General features: G+C 73.6%; 26 protein-coding genes. 13 read left to right on the top strand and 13 right to left on the bottom strand.

Annotation, left to right across the window (positions count from 1 at the left end; all coding sequences use genetic code 11):
• Nucleotides 1-46 precede the first annotated feature (46 nt).
• A complete protein-coding gene (locus tag ACTHM3_RS06560; protein ID WP_440405309.1) occupies nucleotides 47-262 on the top strand; it encodes a hypothetical protein in 216 nt (71 codons plus the stop codon).
• 282 nt (nucleotides 263-544) lie between these two features.
• On the opposite strand, the gene ACTHM3_RS06555 is transcribed toward ACTHM3_RS06560, so the two are convergent.
• The 3 genes from ACTHM3_RS06555 to ACTHM3_RS06545 are packed head-to-tail and all read right to left on the bottom strand — an operon-like array spanning nucleotide 545 to nucleotide 1,469.
• Nucleotides 545-895: a TraR/DksA family transcriptional regulator gene (locus ACTHM3_RS06555; RefSeq protein ID WP_440405308.1), complete on the bottom strand. Its 351-nt coding sequence runs from the start codon at nucleotides 893-895 to the stop codon at nucleotides 545-547.
• A complete protein-coding gene (locus ACTHM3_RS06550) occupies nucleotides 895-1,263 on the bottom strand; it encodes an ester cyclase (protein ID WP_440405307.1) in 369 nt (122 codons plus the stop codon). Before ACTHM3_RS06550 ends, ACTHM3_RS06555 begins: the two co-directional genes overlap by 1 nt.
• A 47-nt stretch (nucleotides 1,264-1,310) precedes the next feature.
• Nucleotides 1,311-1,469 carry a hypothetical protein gene (locus ACTHM3_RS06545; RefSeq protein WP_440405306.1) on the bottom strand — a complete coding sequence of 53 codons (159 nt, stop codon included), beginning with the start codon at nucleotides 1,467-1,469 and terminating at the stop codon, nucleotides 1,311-1,313.
• Between the two features lie 142 nt (nucleotides 1,470-1,611).
• Between ACTHM3_RS06545 and ACTHM3_RS06540 the strand changes: the two genes are divergently transcribed.
• A complete protein-coding gene (locus tag ACTHM3_RS06540; protein WP_440405305.1) occupies nucleotides 1,612-2,952 on the top strand; it encodes an APC family permease in 1,341 nt (446 codons plus the stop codon).
• A 51-nt stretch (nucleotides 2,953-3,003) separates the two neighbouring features.
• Here the strand turns inward: ACTHM3_RS06540 and ACTHM3_RS06535 are convergent, their stop codons facing one another.
• Nucleotides 3,004-3,477, bottom strand: a complete 474-nt coding sequence (locus ACTHM3_RS06535) for an SRPBCC family protein (RefSeq protein ID WP_440405304.1) — start codon at nucleotides 3,475-3,477, stop codon at nucleotides 3,004-3,006.
• A 125-nt stretch (nucleotides 3,478-3,602) separates the two neighbouring features.
• Here ACTHM3_RS06535 and ACTHM3_RS06530 point away from each other — a divergent pair, with 125 nt between their 5' ends.
• Nucleotides 3,603-4,037 carry a hypothetical protein gene (locus ACTHM3_RS06530; RefSeq protein ID WP_440405303.1) on the top strand — a complete coding sequence of 145 codons (435 nt, stop codon included), beginning with the start codon at nucleotides 3,603-3,605 and terminating at the stop codon, nucleotides 4,035-4,037.
• 16 nt (nucleotides 4,038-4,053) lie between these two features.
• On the opposite strand, the gene ACTHM3_RS06525 is transcribed toward ACTHM3_RS06530, so the two are convergent.
• From ACTHM3_RS06525 to ACTHM3_RS06515, 3 genes are read right to left on the bottom strand one after another with little or no spacing between them, the layout of a single operon-like run.
• A complete protein-coding gene (locus ACTHM3_RS06525; protein ID WP_440405302.1) occupies nucleotides 4,054-5,229 on the bottom strand; it encodes an alcohol dehydrogenase catalytic domain-containing protein in 1,176 nt (391 codons plus the stop codon).
• Nucleotides 5,229-5,480, bottom strand: a complete 252-nt coding sequence (locus ACTHM3_RS06520) for a hypothetical protein (RefSeq protein WP_440405301.1) — start codon at nucleotides 5,478-5,480, stop codon at nucleotides 5,229-5,231. Before ACTHM3_RS06520 ends, ACTHM3_RS06525 begins: the two co-directional genes overlap by 1 nt.
• Nucleotides 5,477-6,037, bottom strand: a complete 561-nt coding sequence (locus ACTHM3_RS06515; protein WP_440405300.1) for a type 1 glutamine amidotransferase domain-containing protein — start codon at nucleotides 6,035-6,037, stop codon at nucleotides 5,477-5,479. Before ACTHM3_RS06515 ends, ACTHM3_RS06520 begins: the two co-directional genes overlap by 4 nt.
• A 150-nt stretch (nucleotides 6,038-6,187) precedes the next feature.
• Between ACTHM3_RS06515 and ACTHM3_RS06510 the strand changes: the two genes are divergently transcribed.
• From ACTHM3_RS06510 to ACTHM3_RS06490, 5 genes are all read left to right on the top strand, one after another.
• Nucleotides 6,188-6,610, top strand: a complete 423-nt coding sequence (locus ACTHM3_RS06510; RefSeq protein ID WP_440405299.1) for a hypothetical protein — start codon at nucleotides 6,188-6,190, stop codon at nucleotides 6,608-6,610.
• A gap of 97 nt (nucleotides 6,611-6,707) precedes the next feature.
• Nucleotides 6,708-7,709: an acyl-CoA dehydrogenase gene (locus ACTHM3_RS06505; protein ID WP_440405298.1), complete on the top strand. Its 1,002-nt coding sequence runs from the start codon at nucleotides 6,708-6,710 to the stop codon at nucleotides 7,707-7,709.
• A complete protein-coding gene (locus ACTHM3_RS06500) occupies nucleotides 7,703-8,980 on the top strand; it encodes a PIG-L family deacetylase (protein WP_440405297.1) in 1,278 nt (425 codons plus the stop codon). Before ACTHM3_RS06505 ends, ACTHM3_RS06500 begins: the two co-directional genes overlap by 7 nt.
• Nucleotides 8,977-9,672, top strand: coding sequence for a glycosyltransferase (locus ACTHM3_RS06495; RefSeq protein ID WP_440405296.1), 696 nt, complete (start codon nucleotides 8,977-8,979; stop codon nucleotides 9,670-9,672). The genes ACTHM3_RS06500 and ACTHM3_RS06495 overlap by 4 nt, the downstream gene beginning before the upstream one ends.
• Before the next feature lie 58 nt (nucleotides 9,673-9,730).
• On the top strand, nucleotides 9,731-10,735 hold the full coding sequence (locus ACTHM3_RS06490; RefSeq protein WP_440405295.1) for an NAD-dependent epimerase/dehydratase family protein: 1,005 nt from the start codon (nucleotides 9,731-9,733) through the stop codon (nucleotides 10,733-10,735).
• Here ACTHM3_RS06490 and ACTHM3_RS06485 read toward each other — a convergent pair.
• From ACTHM3_RS06485 to ACTHM3_RS06475, 3 genes are read right to left on the bottom strand one after another with little or no spacing between them, the layout of a single operon-like run.
• The gene (locus ACTHM3_RS06485; protein ID WP_440405294.1) at nucleotides 10,732-10,962 is read right to left on the bottom strand and encodes a hypothetical protein; all 231 of its coding nucleotides are present in this window, start codon (nucleotides 10,960-10,962) and stop codon (nucleotides 10,732-10,734) included. The two genes, ACTHM3_RS06490 and ACTHM3_RS06485, sit on opposite strands and share 4 nt — an antisense overlap.
• Before the next feature lie 59 nt (nucleotides 10,963-11,021).
• Nucleotides 11,022-11,462, bottom strand: a complete 441-nt coding sequence (gene sufU, locus ACTHM3_RS06480; protein WP_440405293.1) for a Fe-S cluster assembly sulfur transfer protein SufU — start codon at nucleotides 11,460-11,462, stop codon at nucleotides 11,022-11,024.
• Complete coding sequence (locus ACTHM3_RS06475; RefSeq protein WP_440405292.1) at nucleotides 11,462-12,739, bottom strand: SufS family cysteine desulfurase; 1,278 nt, start codon at nucleotides 12,737-12,739, stop codon at nucleotides 11,462-11,464. Before ACTHM3_RS06475 ends, sufU begins: the two co-directional genes overlap by 1 nt.
• Before the next feature lie 110 nt (nucleotides 12,740-12,849).
• Here ACTHM3_RS06475 and ACTHM3_RS06470 point away from each other — a divergent pair, with 110 nt between their 5' ends.
• Nucleotides 12,850-13,599 carry an alpha/beta fold hydrolase gene (locus ACTHM3_RS06470; protein ID WP_440405291.1) on the top strand — a complete coding sequence of 250 codons (750 nt, stop codon included), beginning with the start codon at nucleotides 12,850-12,852 and terminating at the stop codon, nucleotides 13,597-13,599.
• Here ACTHM3_RS06470 and ACTHM3_RS06465 read toward each other — a convergent pair.
• Entirely contained in the window at nucleotides 13,596-14,561 is a 966-nt protein-coding gene (locus tag ACTHM3_RS06465) for an LLM class F420-dependent oxidoreductase (RefSeq protein ID WP_440405290.1), read from the bottom strand. The genes ACTHM3_RS06470 and ACTHM3_RS06465 overlap by 4 nt on opposite strands.
• A gap of 131 nt (nucleotides 14,562-14,692) precedes the next feature.
• Here ACTHM3_RS06465 and ACTHM3_RS06460 point away from each other — a divergent pair, with 131 nt between their 5' ends.
• Nucleotides 14,693-16,531, top strand: a complete 1,839-nt coding sequence (locus tag ACTHM3_RS06460; protein WP_440405289.1) for a thiamine pyrophosphate-requiring protein — start codon at nucleotides 14,693-14,695, stop codon at nucleotides 16,529-16,531.
• A gap of 77 nt (nucleotides 16,532-16,608) precedes the next feature.
• On the opposite strand, the gene ACTHM3_RS06455 is transcribed toward ACTHM3_RS06460, so the two are convergent.
• Nucleotides 16,609-16,968 carry a DUF7882 family protein gene (locus ACTHM3_RS06455; protein WP_440405288.1) on the bottom strand — a complete coding sequence of 120 codons (360 nt, stop codon included), beginning with the start codon at nucleotides 16,966-16,968 and terminating at the stop codon, nucleotides 16,609-16,611.
• 158 nt (nucleotides 16,969-17,126) lie between these two features.
• On the opposite strand from ACTHM3_RS06455, the gene ACTHM3_RS06450 reads away from it, so the two are divergent.
• The 3 genes from ACTHM3_RS06450 (at nucleotide 17,127) to ACTHM3_RS06440 (ending at nucleotide 20,040) form a co-directional block, all read left to right on the top strand.
• Complete coding sequence (locus ACTHM3_RS06450; RefSeq protein ID WP_440405287.1) at nucleotides 17,127-18,020, top strand: SDR family oxidoreductase; 894 nt, start codon at nucleotides 17,127-17,129, stop codon at nucleotides 18,018-18,020.
• Nucleotides 18,017-18,688, top strand: coding sequence for an HAD family hydrolase (locus tag ACTHM3_RS06445; RefSeq protein ID WP_440405286.1), 672 nt, complete (start codon nucleotides 18,017-18,019; stop codon nucleotides 18,686-18,688). Before ACTHM3_RS06450 ends, ACTHM3_RS06445 begins: the two co-directional genes overlap by 4 nt.
• A gap of 62 nt (nucleotides 18,689-18,750) precedes the next feature.
• Nucleotides 18,751-20,040, top strand: a complete 1,290-nt coding sequence (locus ACTHM3_RS06440) for a diguanylate cyclase (protein ID WP_440405285.1) — start codon at nucleotides 18,751-18,753, stop codon at nucleotides 20,038-20,040.
• Here the strand turns inward: ACTHM3_RS06440 and ACTHM3_RS06435 are convergent.
• A complete protein-coding gene (locus ACTHM3_RS06435; RefSeq protein ID WP_440405284.1) occupies nucleotides 20,037-20,186 on the bottom strand; it encodes a hypothetical protein in 150 nt (49 codons plus the stop codon). The two genes, ACTHM3_RS06440 and ACTHM3_RS06435, sit on opposite strands and share 4 nt — an antisense overlap.
• Between the last annotated feature and the right edge of the window lie 29 nt (nucleotides 20,187-20,215).

Genomic DNA, 20,215 nt, shown 5'->3' with positions numbered 1-20,215 from the left:
AGCAGCCCGTGCGAAGACACCGCGCGCGGCAGGAATCGAGGCCGACATGGCCATCATCCCCTTGACCCTCACCTCCTGGGGTCTCGCCGGCTCCGACTTCTGGTCGGGCTCCGCCGGCGGCACCTACCTCGGATGCGTCGAATCGTTCGGCCCCCGCTTCCGCGCCCGCGACTCCAAAGGCTGGTGGCTCGGCGACTACCCGTCGCTCAAGATCGCCAGCTCGATCATCGAGCGAACGGGAGCGCGCCTGGCGGTCTCCTGAAAGACCGAGGATTCCTTGACGCGTGCGTCCGATTCGCCTAGACCTGAGGGAACGGTCAGGATCAGGGCCGATCGGAGCCAGGACACCGAGCGGATGACCGAGGCGGCCTCACCCGTCGCCGTCGGCGGGGGGACGTCTTCCAGGGGATGACGCCCCTCCGTCGATCACCCCCTCGTCTACTTCCGTTCGAGCCAGGGAGCACCTAGGGTCGCTCGAAGGTCCGGCTGGTTACCGGGCCCAGGCGGGGACCCCAGATCCCTGATCCCTGCGGGTCCCCGCCGCTCACCGCCGTCGTCGGTCGACGCAGGCCACGCACCGGGTGCGCTCCGGCTGGAGTTCCAGCTGCGCGTCGGGGATCGGCCTCCCGCAGACGACGCACACCCCGTACCCGCCGTCGTCGATGCGCGCGGCGGCCGCATCGAGCTCTCGGAGCACTCCCTCGAAACGCGCGCGGCTCCCGGCCGCCTGCGACCACTCGTGGGTGAGGGCGAAGCCCTCCGGATCGTGCTCCTCGTCCGTCCAGTCGCCGCGCGCGGCGCGCACTTCCACGAGCCGGCGGTCGACGTCGGCGAGCCGCTCCGCGATCTCGCGGCGGCGGCGATCGACGAGCGCGCGCGCGGCGGCGGCGTCCATCAGGCGACCGAGGCGATCAGATCGGTCGCGCCCGGGGCTCCGGCGTACTCGGTGATGCGGCCGTCGGCGACGCGGAGGATGCCGAACTCGGCGACGTTGACGTGGCGCCCGCTCGCCCGGTGGGTGCCGCCTGCGCGCAGATGCACCGCGATCCGGTCACCCTCGACGAGGAGCGCGACGCGCTTCCAGCGGAAGTCGGGGAACGCCCGGAACAGCTCGTCGAGGTCGGCGACCCACGCGTCGCCCCCTCCCGGCAGGTGCGCGCGCCGCACGGCCGGGGCCACGAACCCGCGGATCGCGACGAGGTCGTGGCGGTTGCACGCGTCGAGGTAGTCGGCGTGCCACGCGCGGAGCTCGTCGGGGGTCACCCCGCCATCCTCGCCCGTCCGACCGGTGCTCGCCGGATGGGTCGGCCTCAGTCGGCGGAGCCGCCCGAGGTGGTGTCCTCGCTGCTCGCGGGGTCGTGGTGCCCCTCTTCGGCGCGCGCCGCGTCCTCCTCGGCGGGCGACGGGGTTCCCGCGTCCTCCAAGGTGTCGTCGGATCGTGCGATGGCGGGGCCCTCGTGGTCGCTCATCCGTTCACGCTCCTCCGGATCGCGGGCGAGGTCCAGGGGTTGCGCGATCGGGCGCGACGCGCGACGCGCGACGCGCGAGGCGGGCCGGCGCGTTGCCTGGACGTCGGAGGGCGATGCGTCGGAGCATCCGTACGGTCGGCGCATGACCGCACCCTCCGATGCCCCCGCCGACGCCGCGCCGCGGTCCGGATCCAAGCTGAAGCAGGGCATCACCGGCCCGATGCTCTTCCTGTTCATCCTGGGCGACGTGCTCGGCGCCGGCATCTACGCGCTCATGGGCACGCTGTCGAAGGAGGTCGGCGGAGCGCTCTGGGCACCGCTCGTGCTCGCTCTCGTGATGGCGCTCTTCACGGCCGGCTCCTACGCCGAGCTGGTGACGAAGTACCCGAAGGCGGGCGGCGCGGCGATCTTCGCCGAGCGGGCGTTCAAGGTGCCGATCGTCTCGTTCCTCGTGGGGTTCTGCATGCTCTCCGCCGGGGTCGTGAGCGCGGCGGGGCTCGCCCTGGCGTTCGCGGGCGACTACCTCCAGACGTTCCTGCACGTGCCGTCGGTCGTCGCGGCGATCGTGTTCCTCGCCGTGGTCGGGGCGCTCGACGCCCGGGGCATCCGGGAGTCGGTGGGCTCGAACGTCGTCATGACGATCATCGAGGTCAGCGGCCTCGTGCTCGTGGTCGTCACCGTCGGGGTGATGATCGGCGGCGGGGGCGGCGACCTCGGGCGGGTCGGCGAGTTCCGTGCCGACGTGAGCCCCGCGATCGGCGTGCTGGGCGCGGCGATCATCGCGTTCTACTCGTTCGTCGGCTTCGAGACCTCGGCCAACGTCGCCGAGGAGGTCAAGCACCCGTCGCGGGTCTACCCGCGCGCGCTGTTCGGGGCGCTCATCACCACCGGCGTCGTGTACGTGCTCGTGGGCCTCGCGTCGTCGATCGCGCTGCCGCCGTCGGCGCTCGGCAGGTCGTCGGGCCCGCTGCTCGCGGTCGTCGGCGCGACGGGGGTGGCGATCCCGACCTGGCTGTTCAGCCTCATCGCGCTGATCGCGGTCGCGAACGGCGCGCTGCTCACGATGATCATGGCGAGCCGGGTGACGTACGGGATGGCGGAGCAGGGGCTGCTCCCGTCGGTGCTGTCGCGCGTGCTCCCCGGGCGGCGGACGCCGTGGGTCGCGATCGTCGCGACGACCGCGATCGCGATGATCCTCGTCCTGGTGGGCGATCTCGCCACCCTGGCATCGACGGTCGTTCTCTTGCTGCTGTTCGTCTTCATCGCCGTGAACGTCGCGGTGCTGGTGCTGCGGCGCGATCGGGTCGAGCACCGGCACTTCCGGGTGTGGCGGGCGATCCCGGTGCTCGGGATCGCGTCGTGCGTCGGGCTGCTCACGCAGCAGAAGCCGCTGGTGTGGCTCTTCGCGGCCATCGTGCTCGTGGTCGGCGTCGCGCTCTTCTTGATCGCGCGTCTGGTCGAGCGCCGCCGCCGCGACTCCTGACGGCATGACGAGGGGGAGGGCGCCACGCACCCTCCCCCTCGTCGCCGACGATCAGTTGCCGGTGGCGTCCGGCGCGCGGTCGACCTCGCCGCGCCAGCCGTCGCCGATACGGCCCTTGCCCTCGACGAGGTCCTTGTAGCGCCCGAGGTCGCGGCCGATCTGGATGTCGTCCACCTGCAGCGCCGCGCCGACCTTCTCGACGAAGCCCTCCGGCTTCCAGTCCATCTGCACGGTCACGCGGGTCTTCGCGTCGTCGAGTCGGTGGAACGTCACGACACCCGCGTGCGCCTCGCCGTCGGTGGACTTCCACGCGACGCGCTCGTCGGGGTGCTGCTCGGTCACCTCGGCATCGAACTCGCGCTCGACCCCGCCGACCTTGACCTTCCAGTGCAGGTGGGTGTCGTCCTGCTGGGTGACCTCCTCGACGCCCCCGAGGAACTCGGGGAACTCCTCGAACCGCGTCCACTGGTTGTACGCGGCGGTGATCGGCACGTCGACGTCGATCGACTTCTCCACGGTGCTCATGTGTCTTCCTCTCGTCGGATGGCTCGACGGTAGGCAGGCCCGTCCGTCGTCGGAGCGGTCTCGGACGCGACGTCCAGCCGCTGCTCCGGCGCTCCGCAGGTGGACGGGCTCGGATAATGGGGATGGTGAGCGTTCGTGATCGGACCCGGCGACGCGACGGCCTGGCGAGCGCGATGGCCGCGGGCGTCCTCGCGACGGTCGTCATGAGCGAATACATGCTCTCCGGCGAGAGCCGGGAGGCGATCGGGGAGGCGCCGCCGGCGCGGATCGTGCGACGCTTCCGCCCCGGCTGGTCGGACGAGCGCATCTCGGCGGCCGCGACCGCTCTGCACCTCGGTATCGGCGCGAGCGGAGGTGCACTCGCGGTCCTGCTTCGCCTCACCGGGCTGCCGACCTCGCTCGCCGCGGGGGTCGGGCTCTGGGCACTCGGATACGAGGTCGTCGCCCCCGCCCTCGGCGTTCTCCCGCCTGCGCATCGTGACACGGAGCGGGCGCGCCACCTCTTCCGGGCGCACCTCGTGTTCGGAGTGACCCTGGCGCTGCTGCGCCGCGTCCGCTGACCCCGCCGCCGTCACCTCAGGGGTTCAGCACGACCTTCACGCAGCCGTCCTGCTTATCGCGGAAGGCGGCGTAGAGGTCCGGCGCCTCGTCGAGCGAGCCGTGGTGCGTGACGAGGTCCTCCGTGCCGAGCGGATCGGACGGGTCCTCCACGAGCGGCAGCAGCTCCGGTGCCCAGCGCTGAACGTTGCACTGCCCCATGCGGATCGTCACCTGCTTGTCGAACAGGTTGAGCATCGGCAGCGGATCGCCGACGCCGCCGTAGACGCCGCTGAGCGACACGGTGCCACCGCGCTGCACGAGGTCGAACGCCATCATCATCGCCGCGAGCCGGTCGGTGCCGGCCGTCTGCATGAGCTTCTGCGCGATCGCATCGGGCAGGAGGCCGGCCGCGTGCTGCGTGAAAGCGGCGACCGGGTTGCCGTGCGCCTCCATCCCCACCGCGTCGACGACGCCGTGCGGGCCGCGCCCGTCGGTGAGGTCGAGCACCGCCTCCGCCACGTGGTCGTCGAGGTCGAGTGTCGCCACGCCGTGGCGTTCGGCCATCGCGCGGCGCTCCGGCACCGGGTCGACCGCGACGACGTCGTAGCCGAGGTGCCTGCCGATCCGCGAGGCGAACTGCCCGACGGGGCCGAGGCCGAGCACGGTGAGCGACCCGCCCTCCGGCACCCCCGCGTACTGCACGCCCTGCCATGCGGTCGGGAGGATGTCGCTGAGGAACAGATAGCGTTCGTCGGGCAGCTCCGCGCCCACCTTGATGGCGTTGCGATCCGCGAGCCGGACGCGCAGGTACTCGGCCTGGCCGCCGGGCACGCTGCCGTAGAGCTGCGTGTAGCCGTAGAGCGACGCACCCGTGTCCTGACCGGGCGTCCGCGTCGTCTCGCACTGGCTCGTCATGCCGCGGCGGCACTGGTAGCACTCGCCGCACGCGATGACGAACGGGATCACGACCCGGTCGCCGACCGCGAGGTCCGCGACGGCGCTCCCGGTCTCGACCACGACGCCCATCGGCTCGTGGCCCAGCACGTCGCCCTTGTCGAGGAACGGTCCGAGCACGCCCAGGAGGTGCAGGTCGGAGCCGCAGATCGCCGTGGAGGTGATCCGCACGATCGCATCGGTCGGCTCCCCGATCCGGGGATCCGGCACCTCGATCGTCTCGACCTTCCGGTTCGCCTGCCAGGTCAGCGCCTTCATCAGTGTGTCCCCTCGTCGCGCGGCATGTTCACTTCGTCGTCCGGCACGTCGACGTCGCCGACGTCGTCCGGGCCGCCGGTGCCGGGGAGGGCCTGCACGCGGTCGCCCGCGTCGCGTGCCGCATTCGACTCCTCGGGGTCGTTCTGCATCGCATCGGTCTCCCGCCCGCTCGACGGCGAGTAGCTGCGGTCCTTCCGCAGCTGGTCGTCGTCGGAGAGGTCGCCGCCCTGGGTGCCGGCCGGGTCGCTCATGCGGCACCCCCGAACGCGGCGACGAGCTCCCGGCCGAACGCGTCGAGGTCGCCGGGGTTGCGGGAGGTGACGAGCGTCCAGCCGTCCTCGCGGTCGACGTGCACCTCCTCGTCGACCCACTGCGCGCCGGCGTTCTCGATGTCGGTCTGCAGCGACGGGAAGCTCGTGAGCGTCTTGCCGACGAGCCGCCCGGACTCGACGAGCGCCCACGGGCCGTGGCATATGGCCGCGACCGGCTTGCCGGCCCGGATGACCGCGTCGACGAACGCGATCGCGTCCTCGTCGAGCCGGAGCTTGTCGGCGTTCAGCGTGCCGCCGGGGAGGATGAGGCCGTCGAACTCCGCCGGATCGGCGCCCGCCACCGGCCGGTCGGCGGTGAAGCTCTCGCCGGGGTCCTCGTCGTGCACCAGGGTGCGGACCTCGCCCGCCTCGGGCGCGAGCAGCACCGCCTCGCCGCCCGCGTCGATCACGGCCTGCCGCGGGCTCGCGAGCTCCGCCTCCTCCACGCCGCTGTTGCTGGTCACGATCGCGATGCGCTTGCCGTCGAGCTGTGCCATGTCGTCCTCCTCGGATCAACGGGATGTCGTCGTCCCAGTCGACGCGCTCGATCCGCGTCGGCGCGCGACGAGCACGTGGCTCCCAGGTCGCCGGCTGCGAGTCGGCCGGAATCCGCCGCCGGCCGGGGCGGATCGAGCCAAGGTGATCCCATGACCCAGGAACCCGTCCGCCCCCGTCCCCCCGGCGTCGACGACGCCACGGTCGAGGCCCTCGGCAAGCTCTCGGAGGCGTTCGAGACCGCCGAGCACGCCCGCGGCCTGCTGTACGGCTTCCACCGTCTGACCGGGGCCGCGGACATCGCGCTCGGCGAGGCGGTGTCGAAGCTGCGCGACGCCGGCCACGCGGAGATCGCCGATCGGATCGACGAGGAGCTGGTCGGCCGCAACGTGATCCAGGGCCGGTGGACCTTCCAGCTCGTCGAGGAGTACGACGACGGCTACTTCGCGCTCTTCCGGGAGCTCGAGCGCGCCGCGCGCGACGAGCTCGCCGACGGAGCGCGTCACCTGCTGGAGGCCGAGATGAAGGACGCGAACCGCAGCGCCGGCCGGCCGGGGCACGAGGCGCATCCCTGATCGCCGGATCCGGCAAGACCGCTGTGCTTGCTGGACGCCGCGTGGTAGCCGCGCCCGCCGAGGGTGAGGTCCGCAACAGTGGGGGGATGAGGCTCGCGTGCTGACCCCGGTCTCGTTCGTCGGGGCCGACCCGGGACCGTTGACCGCCGCCGCGATCGCCGCCGAGCCCCCCGACATCGACGAGGCGCTGCGGTTCGCGACGACCGCACCCGCCGACGCCGTCGTGCCCGGTGGCGGGGCGACGCGCGACCTCTGGGAGGCCCTCGCCTCGCTCGCCGCCGCCGATCTCGGCGTCGCCCGCGCGGTGGAGCCCCACTGGGACGCCGTCGCGATCCTGCGCCAGGCGGGCCGCGACGCTCCCGCCGGCGCGTGGGGGGTCTTCGCCGCCGAGGGCGGCCCGGACCCGCTCCTCGCGACGCCCGGCGCCGACGGCTGGACGCTCACCGGCACGAAGCCCTGGTGCTCCCTCGCCGGCGTCCTCGACGGCGCCCTCGTCACCGCGGCCGACGCCGGCGGCACGCGACGCCTGTTCGCCGCCGACCTGCGCCATCCCGGCGTCGCCGTCCAGTCGGGCGCCTGGGCCGCGCGCGGGCTCGTCGAGGTGCCGAGCGGTCCGGTGCGGTTCGATGCGGTGCCGGCGGATCCGGTCGGCGCCGACGGGTGGTACCTCGCCCGGCCCGGCTTCGAGTACGGCGCGATCGGCGTCGCCGCCTGCTGGTTCGGCGGCGCGATCGGCATCGGCCGGAGCGTCCACGCGGCCGCTGCGACCAAGCCGAACCCCTTCCTGCTCGCCCACCTGGGACGGATCGACCAGCTCCTCGAGGACGGGCGTCGTGCGCTCGCCGAGGCCGCCGAGCGGGTCGACGCCGCGGCGCCGGGCGCCCGGGTCCTGGCCAAGCGCGTCCGCGCGACCGTCGCGGCGGCCTGCGAGGAGATCATCGACCGCGCGGGGCACGCCCTCGGTCCCGCGCCCCTCGCGATGGACCCCGCGCACGCCAAGCGCGTCGCCGACCTCCAGCTCTACGTGCGCCAGCACCACGCCGAGCGCGACCAGGAGTCGCTCGGTCGCGCGCTCGCCGAGGGGGCCGCCCCGTGGTGACCTTCGACGCGCGTCAGGCCGGAACGCCCGCCGCAGCGTGGGACGCGGGCATCGGCGGGCTCCCGGAGTTCGACCTCGGGCGCTTCGCGGGGCTGCTCGTCGTCGCCGCGCACCCGGACGACGAGACCCTCGGCGCGGGCGGCGCGATCCGGGCGATGGCCGCGAGCGGTCGACCCGTCCACGTCGTCGTGGCGACGGGCGGGGCCCCCGACGGCGACCGCGCGACGATCGCGACCCGCCGTACCGAGCTGCACGCCGCGCTCCGGGTGCTCGCACCCGAGGCACGCGTCACGGCCTGGGATCACCCCGACGCCGCCACGGGTGCCCACCGCGACGAACTCCGCGCCGACCTGGAGGCGCTCGTCGCCGGGACCCCGCGCGACTGGCTCGTGCTCGCGCCGTGGGCGGGCGACGGGCACCACGATCACCGCGTGGTCGGCGAGCTCGTCGCGGAGGTCGCCGCCGACCGGGCGACCGCCGCCTATCCGATCTGGATGTGGCACTGGGCGGCGCCGGACGACGAGCGCGTGCCGTGGCCGCGCCTCGTGCGCGTCGCCGGCGACGCGGGCGCGAAGCGGGAGGCGCTCGACCGGTACGTCTCGCAGACCGCGGGGGAGGATCCGCTCCTCCGGCCCGAGCTGCTCGCCCACTTCCTCCGCGACCAGGACGTCCTCGCGGTCGATGCGCTGCCGGGCGCCTACTTCGACGCCCTGTACGCGCGGCGCGACGACCCGTGGGGCTTCGAGACCCGATGGTACGAGCGCCGCAAGCGCGACCTCACCCTGGCCAGCCTGCCGGCCGAGCGCTACGCGACCGGGCTCGAGCTGGGGTGCTCGATCGGTGTCCTCACCGACGGGCTCGCGGACCGGGTCGACGACCTCCTCGCCGTCGACATCTCCGAGGCGGCGCTCGATCGGGCCCGGGCGCGGGTCGGCGACCGCGCCCGCTTCGCCCGGCACGACCTCCGCGACGGGATCCCGGGCGGGTCCTTCGACGTCGTCGTCGTGTCGGAGGTCGGCTACTACCTCACCCGCGATCCGCTCCGGCGCCTGCTGGCCCGCGTGCGCGACGCGCTCACCCGCGACGGCGTCATCGTCGCCTGCCACTGGCGCCACCCGGTGCGCGACTACCCGCTGACCGGCGACGAGGTGCACGCGGAGCTCCGGGCGCTCGACCTCGCGCCGATCGCGTCGCACGTCGAACGCGACCTCCTCATCGACGTCGTCGGCCGCGACCCGCGCTCGGTCGCCGAGCGGGCGGGGCTCGCGTGATCGCCCGGATCGGCGTCGTCGTCCCCGCCCGCGACGAGGAGCAGCTGATCGGCGCCGCGCTCCGGTCGATCGCGGATGCGGCGGCCGGGATCGCGGTCCCGGTGCACGTCGTCGTGGCCGCGGACGGGTGCACGGACGGCACCGTGCGCGTCGCGCGGTCCCTCGGCGTGGAGGTCCTCGACCTGCCAGCCGCGAGCGTCGGCGCGGCCCGCGCCGCCGGTGCCGAGCGCGCGCTGGCGGCCGGCGCCGATTGGCTCGCGCACACCGACGCCGACTCGGAGGTGCCGCCGGACTGGCTGGTCGAGCAGCTGCGGATGGCCGAGCTCGGCGCCGACGTGGTGATCGGCACCGTGCGCCCGCGCTTCGCCGACCTCTCCGGGGCCCAGGTGCGCGCCTGGCTCGCGACCCACGCGCAGGGTCAGGCGATCGGGCACGTGCACGGCGCGAACCTCGGCACCCGGGCGAGCGCCTACCTGCGCGCCGGCGGCTACCGCTCGCTCCGCGAGCACGAGGACGTGGACCTCGTGGAGCGGATGCGCCCCTTCGCCGCGATCCTCGAGACCGACGCGGCGGAGGTCGTCACCTCGGGCCGTCGCATCGGCCGGACCGACGGCGGCTACGCGGGCTACCTGCGGGAGCAGCTGCTGCCGCTCGCGGCCGCCAGCGAGGAGGACGCCGCCGCCGCCGGCTGAGCCTGCATGTTCGCGGAGGGACGCCCCGCGGCGGCCCGCGCGCGCCTAGCGTGGCGGCATGCGCATCGTCGTCACGGGAGCGTCCGGCAATCTCGGCCGCGCGATCCTCGCCCGCCTGGCCGCCGACGGCCACGACCTCGTCGGCGTCTCCCGCCGGGCGCCCGAGCCGACCGGGGTCTACGCCGGCGTCGCGTGGCACGAGGTCGACCTGTCGCGCGACCGCGCCGTCCGGTCGCTGGCACCGGTGCTCCGCGACGCCGACGCCGTCGTCCACCTCGCCTGGATGCTGCAGCCCGGGCACCGCGAGCGCACGATGCGCCGCACCAACGTCGACGGCGCCCGGCGGGTTCTCGAGGCCGTGGCCGCGACCGGCGTGCCGCACGCGATCGTCGTCTCCTCGGTCGGCGCCTACAGCCCCGGTCCGAAGGACGCCGCGGTCGACGAGAGCTGGCCGACGGGCGGGATCCACACCTCGTCGTACGCGCGGCACAAGGCCGCGGTCGAGCGGCTCCTCGACCGCGTGGAGGACGAGCACCCGGAGCTCACCGTCACGCGCGTGCGGCCCGCCCTCGTCTTCCAGAGGGCGGCCGCCTCCGAGGTCGCGCGCCTCTTCCTCGGGCGGATCCCGCCGCGTCTGATCGGCCGCCTCCGGCTCCCGATCGTGCCGCTGCCGCCGCGGCTCTGGCTGCAGGCGATCCACGCCGACGACCTCGCCGACGGGATCGCGCGCATCGTCGACCGGGTGCCGGGCGGCGCGTTCAACCTGGCCGCCGATCCCGTGATCGCGCCCCGCGGCGTCGCGCGCCTGTTCGGCGGACGCTGGCTCCCCGTCCCGGCGTCGTGGCTGCGCGCGCTCGTCGCGCTCAGCTGGCACCTGCGCCTCCAGCCGACCGCACCCGGCTGGCTCGACCTCGCGCTCGAGGTCCCGACGATGTCGACCGCACGCGCCCGCGAGGAGCTCGACTGGGAGCCGACCGTCGATGCTCGCGACGCGATCATCGAGCTGCTCGACGGCATGGCCGACGAGGCCGGCGAGGGCGCCTCGCCCAGCCTGCGGTCCTAGGCGACCGGCTCGGGGTCCGGATCCTGCCGGTCCCAGCCGTAGGCGTAGGCGGCGACGTCGTGCTCGCCGGGACGCCCGAAGTAGATGTAGGCCACGTGCTCGCCGTCGTCGAGCTCGACGTCGATCGTCGCCGGCGGCACGTGCGCCTCGTCCAGCCGGATCGGCCGGGTCGTGCCGGCCGCCGGTCCGTCGATCAACTCGGCGGTGCGGTCGTGCTCACTCGTCATGGCAGCCGACGCTAGAGCCATCGCGGGGAGCGGCGGGCCGGTGTTCAGGCGACGCCCGGTCATCCGGCCTTGACGAGCGCGTCCTCCGCGGCGACCCAGGCGAGCATCGCGCACTTCACCCGCGCCGGATAGCGCGCGACCCCCGCCAGCACCGCGGCGTCGCCGACCAGGGCCTCGTCGGGTGCGATCGCACCGCGCGAGCGCAGGGCGGTGCGGAATCCGTCGATCCGGGAGCGCAGTTCCTCCGCGTCGAGGCCCAGGACGACGACGCTGAGCAGCGACGCCGAGGCCTGCGAGATCGCACAGCCGTGGCCCTCCCACCGCCCGTCGACGATCCGCCCCTCGTCGTCGAGGTGCAGCTCGAACGTCACCTCGTCGCCGCAGGTCGTGTTCACCTGGTGGGAGCTCGCCGGCGTGCCGCCTCGGAGGCCCCGGCCGTGCGGGCGCTTCGCGTGGTCGAGGATGACCTCCTGGTACAGCTGCTCCAGCTCGCTCGACATCAGGCCCTCCCGAAGAACGCGACCGCGTCGGCGACCCCGGCGACGAGCCGGTCGACCTCGTCGCGCGTGGTGTGCAGCGCGACGCTCGCGCGGGTGGTCGCGGTGACCCCGAGCCGGCGATGGAGCGGCTGCGCGCAGTGGTGCCCGACCCGCACGGCGACGCCCCGGTCGTCGAGGAACTGCCCGACGTCGTGGGCGTGGACGCCCTCGACCGTGAAGGCGGCGATGCCGGTCCGCGGCGCGCCCGATCCCGCGGCGACGACCGTCACGCCGTCGATCGCCCCCAGCCGCTCGACCATGTCGGCCCCGAGCTCGTGCTCGTGCGCGGCGATGCGGTCGAGGCCGACGGTCCGCAGGTAGTCGGCGGCGGCGGCCAGCGCGATCGCCTGCGAGACGGGCTGCGTGCCGGCCTCGAAGCGCTGCGGCGGCGGCAGGAACTCGGCGCGCTCCATCGTGACCGTCGTGATCATCGATCCGCCTGTCAGGAAGGGCGGCAGCTCGGCCAGCAGTTCACGGCGCCCCCAGAGCACGCCGACGCCGGTCGGTCCGAGCATCTTGTGGCCGGAGAAGAAGAGGAAGTCGGCGCCGAGCGCCGCCACGTCGATCGGCAGGTGCGGGACCGACTGGCAGGCGTCGAGCACGACGACCGCTCCGACCCGGTGGGCGGCCTCGACCAGCTCCGCCACCGGCGCGATGGTGCCGAGCACGTTCGACACGTGCGCGACGGCGAGCACCCGAGTGCGGGGGGTGATGATCTCGTCGAGGCGGGAGAGATCGAGCGCGCCGCGGTCGTCGACGGGGATGTAGCGGAAGGCGGCCCCGGTCCGGCGGGCGAGCTCCTGCCAGGGGATGAGGTTGGCGTGATGCTCGGCCTCGGTCGCGACGATCTCGTCGCCCGGCCCGAGCGCGAACCGGGTGCCCGGCGAGGCGTCGGCCATGGCGTAGGCGAGGAGGTTGGCCGCCGCGGTCGCCCCCGAGGTCCAGACGATCTCGTCCTCCGCCGCGCCGATGAAGGACGCGAGGGTCGCTCGGGCGTCCTCGAACCGCTCGGTCGCCGTCGCCGCGAGCGCGTGCGCGCCGCGGTGCACGGCGGCGTTGCCGGTCTCGAGGAACTCGACCTCCGCGTCGAGGACGACGCTCGGCCGCTGCGAGGTCGCCGCCGCGTCGAGGTAGGCGAGGGGATGCCCGTTCATCTCGGTCGCGAGGATCGGGAAGTCGCGGCGCAGCGCCGCGATCTCGTCGGCGTCGAGGGCGCGTGCGGACGTGATCGGGGTCACCGCTCGATCGTAGACAGCCGCGTCGGGCGCTCGCCGGGGAGGCCCTCGACGAACCTGCGCGCCAGCCTGGGAGACTCGCCGGATCGTCGGAAGCCGACCAGCGTGGAGTCATGACCCACATGACATTCGAGGTGGCATCCGGGCGCCGTCTGGGCATCAGCGGACTCGGCGAGCCCGCGTCCTCCCGCGTCGTCCTGCTCTGCCACAGCGCGCCCGGATCCGGATCGGTCGACCCCGACCCGATCGCGAGCGCGAACTCCCGACTGCACATCGTCGGCATCGACCGGCCCGGCTACGGCGGGTCCGACGCCTACGAGGGCGAACCCCACCTGGAGCAGTGGGTCGACGACGTGGACGACTACCTCGCGCGCCTCGACCCCACCTCCGAGCATGCGACCGGGGTGGAGACGGACCTCGCCGGCGTCGTCGGGATCGGCTACGGCGCCTTCTACGCGGCGGCGATCGCGGCGGCGAATCCCGCGGTGCCGCGGCTCGTGGTCGTGCAGCCGGCCGCGCCGCTGCGGCGCAGCGAGGAGCTCGACGACCCGTCGTTCCGCGACCTCGACGCGACCGATCCGATGACCGGCGAGGCGTCGCGCCAGGAGGTCGCCCTCGATGAGGCGGGCAGCGCGGGCGAGGCGGCCGACCACCTCCTGCTCGCCGACGCCGGCTGGGGCCGCCAGGTGCAGCAGGCCCACGCGGCGACCGACCTGATCGCGGTGCCGGGCGACCCCGGCACCGCGTGGTGGCGACGGCACCTGCACCGGCCGAACGTGCACCCTCTCACGACGGGCGGGCTCCCGGGTCTCGCCGAGGCATGGCGGATCGCCCTCGACCTCCTCGACCCGCGATCGCGCTAGAGCGCGCGCACCTTCTCGAGGAGCGGTCCTGCGGCCTCGGCGAGGAAGCGGTCCTGTCCCTCGTCGCCCACCTGCACGAAGGCGATGTCGGTGAACCCCGCCTCCAGGAACGGCCGCGCGCTCTCCGCGAGCTCATCGAGGTCCGGTCCGCAGGCGATGGATTCCGCGACGTCCTCGGGCCGCACGAACTGCGACGCCGCCGAGAAGCCGGCGGGCGTCGGCAGGTCGGCGTTCACCGACCATCCGCCCGCGAACCAGCGGAACTGGTCGTGCGCCTGCGCGATCGCGGCGTCCTTGTCCGGTCCCCAGCAGATCGGCAGCTGGCCGATCACACGCGACGGCCCCTCGTGGACCCCGTTCCACTGGTCGACCACGTCCTTGTCCGGCTCCACCTGGATGAGGTGGTCGCCGAGCGGCGCGAACGCCTCGACCGACTTCTCGCCCGACACGGCCACGCCGATCGGCACGCCCTGCTCCGGCAGGTCCCAGACCCGCGCCGAGTCGACCCGGAAGTACTCTCCGTCGAACGTGACGAGGTCTCCGGTGTGAAGCGCACGGATGATCTCGATCGCCTCCTCGAGCATGTCGTGCCGGGCGTCGACCGCCGGCCACCCCTCGCCGACGACGTGTTCGTTGAGGTTCTCGCCCGCGCCGAGGCCGAGGGTGAAGCGGCCGTCGGCCAGGAGCTGCAGGGTCGCCGACTTCTGGGCGACGACGGCCGGGTGGTAGCGGACCGTCGGGCAGGTGACGTAGGTCATGAGCTCGACCCGCTCGGTGGCCTGGGCCACCGCGCCGAGCACGGACCAGGCGTAGGGCGCGTGGCCCTGGCTCGTCAGCCACGGAGAGTAGTGGTCGCTCGAGACCTCGAAGTCGAAGCCCTTCTCCTCGGCGGCGACGGCATAGCGCACGAGCTCCTTCGGTCCGCTCTGCTCCGTCATCAGCGTGTAGCCCCAGTTCGTCATGCCCCCACCCTGCGCGTCGTACGGGCGGCGCGCGCCGCGCGCGCGGCTGGCGCCCAGGCTGAGCGACGCCCAGGCTGAGCGTCGGCCGCGACCCCGCCCGCGCGCGACCCGTGGAGGCGCACGGTGGAGTCATGAGCACCACGGTGAGCGACGTCCTGATCCAGCGCATCCGGGAGCAGGGGGTCAGCCGCGTCTTCGGCTACCCCGGTGACGGCATCGGCGGCTTCGACGGGGCGCTCGGCAAGGCCGACCGCGCTGGGGACGGGATGGAGTACGTCCGGCCGACGCACGAGGAGATCTGCGCGCTGATGGCGACCGCGCACGCCAAGTTCACCGGCGAGGTCGGGGTCTGCATCGCGACCTCGAGCCCCGGCGCCTTCCATCTGCTGAACGGCCTCTACGACGCCCAGATGGACAACCAGCCGGTCGTCGCGATCGTTGGGCAGCAGGGGCTCGACGCCCTCGGCTCCTTCGTGCAGCAGGAGTCGAACCTCGAGCGGGTGTTCCAGGACGTCGCCTGTTACGTGCAGACGATCGTCGCCCCCGCCCAGGCGCAGACCGTCATCGACACCGCGTTCCGCACCGCGCGCCTCCGGCTCCAGCCGGCGGTCGTGATCATCCCGCACGACGTGCAGTCGATGGACGCGGCCGCCCCGGAGATGAAGCTCTGGGACTCGCGCTCGAGCCAGGCGCCCGCCTCCACCCGGGTGCGTCCGCCGGAGGACGAGATCCGCAAGGCCGCCGACATCCTGAACGCAGGGGAGCGCGTCACCTTCCTCGTCGGGGCAGGCGCCCGCGGCGCGACCGCGCAGGTGCTCGAGGCGGCGCGGCTCACGGGCGCCGGCATCGTCACCGCGCTCCGCGGCAAGGACGTGATCCCCGCGGACGTGCCGTTCCACACCCAACAGGTCGGTCTCCTCGGCTCGCTGCCGAGCCTCCACCAGATGCGCCGCTGCGACACCCTGCTCATCCTCGGGAGCAACTACCCCTATCCGCAGTTCCTGCCGGAGGACGGGCAGGCCCGCGGCATCCAGGTCGACCTGAAGCCCGAGCAGCTCGGCACCCGGTTCCCGACCGAGCTGAACCTGTGGGGCGACGTCGGCGCGACGCTCGACGCGCTGCTGCCGATGCTCCGCCAGAAGGAGGACCTCTCCTGGCAGGAGCGGATCGCCGAGGAGTGGCGGGGATGGGAGGAGGAGATGGCCGGCCAGGCTGCCCTCACCTTCGATACCGGCGCGAACCCGCGGCGCATCACGGCGGCGCTCAACGAGCGCCTCCCGCACGATGCGATCGTGACGGCGGATGCGGGCACGACTGCCGACTGGTACGGACACCACGTCCGGCTCCGCGCGGGCATGCGCGGCGACCTCTCCGGCCGGCTCGCGACCATGCTCGCGGCCATGCCGTACGCGGTCGCCGCGAAGTTCGCGTTCCCCGACCGGCCGGTCTTCTGCACCATCGGCGACGGCGCGTTCCAGATGCTCGGCATGAACGAGCTCATCACGGTGAAGAAGTACCAGCACCGCTGGCCCAACAAGCAGCTCGTCGTGCTCGTGCAGCACAACGACGACCTCAGCCAGGTCTCGTGGGAGATGCGCACCGAGGACGGCAACCCGATGTGGCCGGGGTCGCAGGACGTCGAGTCGATCGACTACGCGGGCTACGCCGAGCTGCTCGGGTTCACGGGAATCCGCATCGAGTCGGACGACGAGATCGACGCCGCGCTCGACCGCGCGCTCGCGAACCCCGGCGTCACCGTGCTGGACGCGCACGTGAGCCGCAACGTGCCGCCGCTGCCAGCGCACATCACGAGGGAGTACGCGATCAACACCGCGAAGTCGCTGCTCAAGGTCGACCCGCACGAGCTCGGCGTCGTCGCCGACTCGGCGAAGGCGCTCGTCGCGGAGCAGGTCGACCGCGTGCGCGGGGCCCTGCACCTCGGTCGCGACGGCGACGAGCGCGACGACTGACGCCATGCGCCACGTGCCGGAGTCGCCGGCGCGGGTCGAGTAGCCGCGCAGCGGCGTATCGAGACCGGACGGCGTGCCTACGCGGGGGCGTCCCCGCCCGCCCGCCCGGCCTTGCGCAGCGGGCGCCGCGGGTCCTGCGCGAGCGTGAGGCCCTCGAGAACGAGCCCGCGCGGTCCGTTGGCGGCGTTGGCCATCTCGGCGAAGAGCGCCTGATCGATCGCCGGCGACTTGCCGCCGTCGAACTTGAAGTGGAGGTCCGCCGCGGGGTGCACCCAGACCGAGCTGCGTCCGTTGCCGATGTTCATCGAGTCGCTCCACGACAGCAGGAAGCCCTCGTGTCGGCGGAGCTTCGACGAGACGAGCGCCTGGATGTGCGCGAGGACGACGTCGTCGATCAGCACCGGCAGCCGACCGCTGCCGTAGAAGAGCGTTCCCATGTTCTCTTCGTATGTAGCAGCGGGCATATCCCCGTTCCCAATCCGTCGGAGGGGGTTGACGGCCGGGCGGATCTGCCCTAATCAGCCTTGGGGCGCCCACGCCTGCGCACCGCCTGGGCACCCGGCCCGCCCCGACCCGGGCTACTTACCGTCGAGGCATGGCCACCGATCTCTACGCGCCGACCGACGTCACCACCAAGTACCCGGGGCCGCCCTTCCCGGCCGCGAAGCAGACGGGACCCGGGACGGTCGCGGAGATGGAGCCGCGCCCCGATCACGGCGAGGAGAGCTACCGGGGCTCCGGCCGGCTCGCCGGGCGCCGCGCGCTCATCACGGGAGCGGACTCCGGGATCGGCCGCGCCGTCGCCATCGCGTTCGCGCGGGAGGGTGCGGACGTCGTGCTCAACTACCTGCCGGACGAGGAACAGGACGCGCAGGAGGTCGCCGAACTCGTGCGGGCGGCCGGCCGGACCGCGGAGTGCCGCCCGGGCGACATCGCCGGCGAGGAGACCTGCCGCCGTCTCGTCGCCGACACCGTCGCCGCCCTCGGCGGCCTCGACCTCCTCGTGATGGTGGCCGGCCAGATGCCGACCGTCGACTCCCTCGAGGACTTCGACACCGAGGTCTGGCACCGGCTGGTCGACACGAACCTCAGCTCCCTGTTCTGGCTCTCGAAGGCCGCTCTGCCCCACCTCGAGCCCGGCGCCTCGATCATCGCGACGTCCTCCGAGCAGGGGTTCCAGCCGTCGCCCTCGCTGCTGGAGTACGCGGTCACCAAGGCCGGGATCGCCAACTGGGTGCGCGGCGCCGCCCAGCAGCTCGCCGAGCGCGGGATCCGGGTCAACGGCGTGGCGCCCGGTCCGTTCTGGACGCCGCTGCAGCCGGTCTCCGACCCGCCGGAGAAGCTCGAGCAGTTCGGTGGTCAGACGCCGTACGGCCGCCCGGGGCAGCCGGTCGAGATCGCCTCGACCTACGTCTATCTCGCCTCGCAGGACGCGAGCTTCACGAGCGGCGAGGTCGTCGCGGTCACCGGCGGGGTGCCGGTCCATTGAGCATCCGCGCCGTCCTCTTCGACATCGACGGCACGCTCGTCGACTCCAACTACCTGCACATCGACGCCTGGCACCGGGCGTTCGCCGACCTGGGCGCGCCGGTCGACGCCTGGCGGATCCACCGCGACATCGGGATGGACTCCGGCGGGTTGCTCGACGACCTGCTCGGCGACCGCGCCGAGGAGCTCGGCGACCGGGCGAAAGATGAGCACACCCGTCTCTACCGCGAGCAGGCCCCGCGCCTGCGGCCGCTGCCCGGGGCGCGGGAGTTGATCGGCGCTCTCCGGGAGCGCGGTCTGATCGTCGTGCTCGCGACGTCCGCGCCGGCCGACGAGCTGGAGCTGCTCCTCGGCGTGCTCGGAGTCGGGGAGGGCGAGCTGCCCACGACCGACGCCGACGACGTCGACGAGGCGAAGCCGCACCCGGGCATCGTGCAGATCGCGCTCGACCGCGCCGGCGTCGGCGCAGACGAGGCGGTGTTCGTCGGCGACAGCGTGTGGGACATGGTGGCCGCGGGCCGCGCCGGCGTCGCGGCCGTCGGCGTCCGCAGCGGCGGCGTCGGCGCGGACGAGCTGGCCGACGGCGGAGCCGGCGAGGTCGTCGACGGTGTCTCCGAGCTCCTGGCCCGGGGCGACGCGTGGCCGCCGCGTATGCCCGAGGGCGCATAGCCCCGCGGCGGCGCGACTTCAAGCCCGCGCGCGGGCCGGCGGATTCGGCCTACGGTGGTCGGATGCGCGACATCCCGGCCGACGAGTTGCCCTCGGGCCTCGTCCGTCTCGATTCGGCCGGGCGCATCATCGAGGCGAACGCCGTCTTCCAGGCCTGGACGGGCACGATCTCCGTCGTGGGCCGGCGGCTCGCGGACTTCGTCGACGCGGTCGAACCGGACCGCGCGCTCGACGAGGGCGACATCCTCTTCCTGCGCAACGCCGACGGGCTCCGCCGGCCCGTGCTCATCGAGGGCATCGACCAGCCCGGCCTCGTCGTGGTCTTCGACGCGACGCGGCGCCAGGAGGTCGAGGACGGACTGCTCGAGACGCATGCCCTGGTCCGCCGCACACAGATCCGGCTCCAGCTCGTCATCGACGCGTCGATCGCCTTCGCCGAGGCCACCAGCGAGGACGCGCTGGCCGAGCTCCTCGTCCAGACCGCGTCGCGCGCGTACGCGGCGGAGGAGTCGCTCGTCTTCCTCGCCGGCCCGGACGGCGTCCGTCCTGCGGCGGGCACCTATCCGTTCGGCGACCTCGCCTACGGCGAGCTGCTCGCCTTGTCCGGCCTCTCCCGCGGCGAGGTCGTGAAGATCAGCGGCGTCGATGCGGCCTACGAGATCGCCGCGCCGCTCGGCCGCGCCTTCACCTCGGCCGGTGTCCACGCGGTGATCGTGGCCCCCATCCGCCACGAGGCCGAGACGCTCGGGGCCTTCGCCTGCTTCTTCCTGCATCCCCGCACCTTCGACGAGCAGGCCTCCCCCCTGGCGAGCGCCCTCGCCGGGCAGGCGGGCCAGGCGGTCACGTCGATGCGCCTGCAGGCCGCCCTCGAGCACGCCGCCACCCACGACCAGACGACGGGACTGCCCAATCGGCGGTTCCTCGAGGAGCGGCTGCAGGCTCCCTCGTCCGGCGCCACGACGGCGATCATCTTCATCGACCTCGACGGCTTCAAACGGGTGAACGACGGGTTCGGGCACGCCGTCGGCGACCTGCTGCTCCGCGAGGTGGGCGAGCGGCTCCGGGCGGCGGTCCGCGCCGAGCACGTCGTCGCACGCTACGGCGGCGACGAGTTCGTGGTGGTCGCCGAGGTGGCCGGGCCGCTCGCGGCGAGCGAGATGGCCGAGCGGATCCGCGGGCGTCTCGAGGAACCGTACAAGACCGCCCGCGACGTGGCGATCTCGGCGAGCATCGGCGTCGCCATGGCCGACAGCGCACCGAACGGCACGGACCAGCTCATCCGACTGGCCGATCAGGCGATGTACGCCGCGAAGGGCGCCGGCGGCAACCGCGTCGCGGCGTCCGCGGTCTAGACCGGGGTCTCGGTCTCGGGGTCGCCCTCGGGCAGCAGCCCCGACGGATTCACCTCACCCGTCTCCTCCGTCTCGCGGACGGCGTCCTGCTCCGGGTCATCGGTCTGCTGACCCTCGCGGGCGGGGTCGGGGTCTCCGTAGCTCATGCGACCAGGGTGCGCCGCTCGGCGGCCGG

This window comes from Pseudolysinimonas sp. (assembly GCF_051954455.1).
Lineage (GTDB): Bacteria > Actinomycetota > Actinomycetes > Actinomycetales > Microbacteriaceae > Pseudolysinimonas.
This window is presented reverse-complemented; position numbering and strand designations above follow the sequence as displayed.